General features: G+C 61.5%; 3 protein-coding genes and 1 pseudogene. 2 read left to right on the forward strand and 2 right to left on the reverse strand.

Annotated elements, in window-relative coordinates:
- Positions 1–460 (forward strand): annotated as a pseudogene (locus ACMO6A_RS04165) (tetracycline resistance ribosomal protection protein); the annotation flags it as partial.
- A gap of 149 nt (positions 461–609) precedes the next feature.
- Here the strand turns inward: ACMO6A_RS04165 and groL are convergent.
- The gene (gene groL / locus ACMO6A_RS04170) at positions 610–2,196 is read right to left on the reverse strand and encodes a chaperonin GroEL (RefSeq protein WP_418470823.1); all 1,587 of its coding nucleotides are present in this window, start codon (positions 2,194–2,196) and stop codon (positions 610–612) included.
- Positions 2,197–2,598: 402 nt separating this feature from the next.
- Between groL and ACMO6A_RS04175 the strand changes: the two genes are divergently transcribed.
- A complete protein-coding gene (locus ACMO6A_RS04175) occupies positions 2,599–3,393 on the forward strand; it encodes an amidohydrolase family protein (RefSeq protein WP_009305322.1) in 795 nt (264 codons plus the stop codon).
- A 47-nt stretch (positions 3,394–3,440) separates the two neighbouring features.
- Here ACMO6A_RS04175 and ACMO6A_RS04180 read toward each other — a convergent pair whose 3' ends face one another.
- Complete coding sequence (locus tag ACMO6A_RS04180) at positions 3,441–4,760, reverse strand: hemolysin family protein (protein WP_009305323.1); 1,320 nt, start codon at positions 4,758–4,760, stop codon at positions 3,441–3,443.
- Positions 4,761–4,955: the final 195 nt, after the last annotated feature.

The raw sequence follows: 4,955 nt of genomic DNA on the forward strand, positions 1-4,955 counted from the left end.
GGGCTTGTTCGGCTGGAACGTAACGGACTGTAAGATTTGCTTTGAATACGGGCTTTATTACAGTCCGGTCAGCACGCCGGCGGACTTCCGCTCATTGGCCCCGATTGTATTGGAACAGGCATTGAAGGAATCAGGGACGCAACTGCTGGAACCTTATCTCTCCTTCACCCTCTATGCGCCCCGGGAATATCTTTCCAGGGCTTATCATGATGCACCGAAATACTGTGCCACCATCGAAACGGTCCAGGTAAAAAAGGATGAAGTTGTCTTTACTGGCGAGATTCCCGCCCGCTGTATACAGGCATACCGTACTGATCTGGCCTTTTACACCAACGGGCAGAGCGTATGCCTTACAGAACTGAAAGGGTATCAGGCCGCTGTCGGCAAGCCAGTCATCCAGCCCCGCCGTCCAAACAGCCGCCTGGACAAGGTGCGCTATATGTTTCAGAAGATAATGTAACGTCTTGCGCAATGCAAGCGTTCAGGACAAGCTCTTATAACCGGCGCGGCATACCGGTTAAACGGAAACGAGCGCACTCCATGTCGGACGACAGCGGGCCCGCGCGATTGCGCGGGCCCGCATGGCAGAACCGGGTTTCGACGAGGACGTTAGTCTTCCTCGGGCACCATCTCGCTGACGGAGGCGTTCGTGATCAGAATCAGCGACGCCACAGAAGCGGCGGCCTGAAGCGCCGTGACCGTAACCTTCGCCGGGTCGGCGATGCCACGGCCGATCATGTCGCCGTACTCGCCAGTCATACAATCCAGACCCTGGCCCAGCGGCAGCTCCTTGACCTTCTCAACGGCCACGTCGCCGCGATAGCCCGCATTCTCCGCCAGAGCGCGCAGCGGCACCTCCAGCGCCTTGCGCAGAATGTCGATACCCAGCTGCTCCTCGGCGTTCTCGCATACGAGGCCGTCCAGCGCGGACGCGGCCTGCAGCAGCGCCACGCCGCCACCGGCCACCAGGCCCTGCTCTGCGGCCGAGCGGGTAGCCAGCAAAGCGTCCTGGATACGGCTGCGGATCTCGTTCATCTCGGACTCCGTGGCGGCGCCCACTTCCATGACCGCGATGCCGCTGGACAGCTTGGCCAGACGCTCGCGCAGAACGTCGCGGTCGTAGTCGATCTTCTCCGTTTCGATCTGCGCGCGCAGCTGATCGCAACGCTGCTCGATAGCCTCGGGCTTGCCCTTGCCGCCCAAGATGGTGGTACGGTCCTTGGTGATCTGCACGCTGGCGGCGCGGCCGAGCATGCTCTTGCGCGCATCGGCCAGCGTCAGGCCGCGATCAGGCGTGATAACTTCGCCGCCGGTGAGGATGGCCAGATCCTCGAGCTCAGCCTTGCGTCGATCGCCCAGAGCCGGCGCCTTCACCGCAACGCTGGTCAGCGTGCCGCGACGGCGGTTCATCAGCAACGTGTTCAGCGCCTCGCCACGCACGTCTTCAGCGGCGATCAGCAACGGATGACCGGACTGCATGACCTCTTCCAGCACGGGCACGATGTCTGCGAAGTTGTCGCCCAGACGCTGGTCGGTCAACAGGATGTAGGGCTCGGTGAGCTCGCCTTCCAGGCGCGCCGGGTCGTCGGCCATGTACGGGGAGATGAAGCCGTTATCGAACATCATGCCCTTGAGGATCTTCACCTCGATGCCGAAGTTCTGAGACTTCTCGACCGAGATGACGCCGTCACGGCCGATGGCATCCATAGCCTCCGCGATCTTCTCGCCGATCTGGCGGTCGCCTGCGGAAACCGTCGCGATCTCGGCGATCTGCTCACGCGTGGTAACCTCGACGGCGTTCTCGAGATCCTCGTCGGCCACCACGTCGGCAGCGCGCTGGATGCCGCGGCGCAGCGCCAGCGGATCGGAACCGGAGATGACGCAGCGTACTCCCTCGCTCACGATAGCGTCGGAAAGGATGGTCGCCGTCGTGGTGCCGTCGCCCGCGTCGTTGTTCGCGGCGATGGCGGCCTCGCGCACGATCTTCATGCCCATGTTCTCGATGGGATCTTCAAGATCGACATTGGCGGCCACCGTGGCGCCGTCGTTGGAAACGTTGGGCTTCTCGTGCTCCTTCTGCATGGCGACGTAGCGCCCCTTCGGGCCGATCGTCACCCTCACGGCGTCGGCCAGCTTGTTGACGCCGGCAGCCATCTTCGTACGGGTTTCGTTGTCGAACGCAATGTCTTTGGACATAGTCTGGTTCCCTTCTCATCGGTGTGCGGCGCTTCGCCATCACCGCGCGCACGATAGGCGCCTCTGCCGCTCGGCTGAAAAACCACTGACCCGAGCATGCGGAAGCTCATAAAAATCACTGTCGAAAAAGTTAGCACTCTTTTGCTTCGAGTGCTAGTCATAACAAGCTTTTTCCTCGTGACGAATGGAAAGCAGCGCTGTTTTGAAGGGCTTCGAACCTCTTGCCAATCGGAAGGCTCAGCACCGAAGCCTCGAAAGCGGCACCCAGAAACATGCTTCTGCCTAATGCGCCGCGAACGCCGATGCTCTACAATCAGGAGCTGCGCGATGCTGGCCGAGCGTTCAACTCGAAGCCGTTTCGCACCGCGCCGCCGAAACAGCACGACGCGAAGGAGCGCCTCCATGGCAGTGATCGATGCCCATGCTCACATATATCCCAACAAGATCGCCTCGCGAGCGGTCGACGCCGTGGGCGACTTCTACCTCATCGACATGTTCGGCGAAGGCACGGTGGAGCACCTGCTGTCCGCGCAGCAGCATGCGCCCATCACGCACTTCATCGTGCATTCGGTGGCCACGACGCCGGGCAGCGTGGAGTCCATCAACAACTTCATCGCCGAGCAGTGCCGGCAGCATCCCGAGTTCATCGGGTTCATGGCTATGCACCAGGACTATCCCGAGCCCGAGAAGGAAATCGAACGCGCCATCGGCCTGGGACTCAAGGGCATGAAGCTGCATCCCGACACGCAGCACGTGAACATGGACGACCCGCGACTCATGAACGTGTACGAGATGATAGAGGGGCGCCTGCCCATCGTCATCCACACGGGCGACTACCGTTACGACTACTCGCATCCGCGCCGCCTGATGAACGTGCTGAAAACGTTCCCCGACCTCGTGGTGGACGCGGCGCACTTCGGTTGCTGGTCGCGCTATGAAGTGGGCTACGACATCCTGCATAACGCCGACAACCTGTTCGTGGACGCGTCGAGCTCCCAGTTCTTCCTGGGGCAGCGCCGCACGGTGGAGCTGGCGCGCATGTGGGGCACCGACCGCATCATGTTCGGCTCGGACTACCCCATGTGGAGCCCTGCGGCGGAATACGACCAGTTCGTCACCGCCGGCTTCTCGGAGGACGAGCTGGAGAACATGCTGTGGCACAACGCCGAGCGTTTCGCCGGCGTGAAGGTGGGATAGCGCACGCAACAAGAAGCCCCGCCATTGCTGACGGGGCCTGAAGTCGTTTAGCTTTCGTCGCTTTCCGGAGCGTGCTCGAGCACCACCCGAATCTTGTCGATGCGGTGGCGGTCCATGTCGACTACGGTGAACGTGGCCCTGTCGTCGCCGTCCTCGATGGTCACGGAATCGCCCTCGTCGGGGATACGGTCGAACACGGTGAGCAGCAGGCCGCCCGCCGTCTCGCATTCCTCGGACTCGAGAGGCTCGAAACCGATGAGCTCGCCCACCTCGTCGATGGGAAGCGAGCCGTCGATGAGGTAGCTGCCATCGTCCAACTGCACGATCTCGTCCGAGCCGCCATGCGCGTACTCGTCGTCGATGCGGCCGACGATCTGCTCCATGATGTCGCTCATCGTAACGATGCCGGCCGTGCCGCCATGCTCGTCGATGACCACGGCGATTTTCGTGCGCTTCTCCTGCAGCGTTTGCAGCAACTTCGCGATGGGCACGCCTTCGGGTACGGCCTGGATCATGCGCACGCGCAGGTCGTCGACCGTCGCGTCCTTAGGCATCGTGTAGAGGTCCTTCACGTGCACGAAGCCGACGATGCGGTCCTTGCTGCCGCGGCACACCGGGTAGCGCGTGTACTTGTACTGCAGCACGGTCTGGAGGCTCTCCTCCAGCGGATCGTCGAGGTCGATGCACACCACATCGGTGCGCGGCGTCATGATGGCCTCGGCGTCTTTGTCGCCCAGGTCGAAGATGTTGTCCACGTATTCGTTCTGCTCGGGGTCGATGAGTCCGCTTTCGGTGCTCTCGTCGATGAGCAGCTTGATCTCCTCGTCGGTGTACACCTCGTGTTCGTTGGCCACGTCGTGGCCCAGCATCTTCATGACGCCGTTCGTAATGCTGTTGAACAGCCACATGACGGGGTACGTGATGCGGTAGAACCACACGAGCGGCGTGGCCGTGAACAGGGCGTAGCGCTCGGTGGAGAAGATGGCCAGCGACTTCGGGATGAGCTCGCCCACCACGATGTGCAACGCGGTGATGATGACGAAACCGATGACGATGGAGATGCCGTGCGTGGCCGCCTCGGGCACGTTGAGTGCCTTGAACAGCGGTTCGAACAGGGCTGACACCGCAGGCTCGCCCAACCAGCCGAGGGCGAGCGAGGCAAGGGTGATGCCCAGCTGGCAGGCTGACAGGTAGGCGTTGACGTTGTCGGCGACGAGCTTGGTGTACTTGGCGCCCTTGCGACCCTCGTCCACGAGGATTTCGACTTGCGACTTGCGTACGCGCACGAGCGAGAACTCGGCGGCGACGAAGAACGCATTCATGAGCAGGAAAAACAGAACGAGCAGCAAACTGAGTGCTATGGGCATAATTGCGGATGGTCCTCCTTTATATGACTATTCGCCATGTAATCGTACGGCATCCGTCCATCTGGTCATACACCCGTTACCGGAAACCCGCAGGTTTCCACAAGTGGGGTTGAAGCCATCCGCCTATGGAGGAGCGACCCAGGAATCCAGAAGCCTCGCAAAGACGCATCATCGCCCCAAAAACACGCTCCAGCG

Origin of the sequence: Eggerthella sp., from assembly GCF_048329335.1 — a bacterium.
GTDB lineage: Bacteria > Actinomycetota > Coriobacteriia > Coriobacteriales > Eggerthellaceae > Eggerthella > Eggerthella lenta.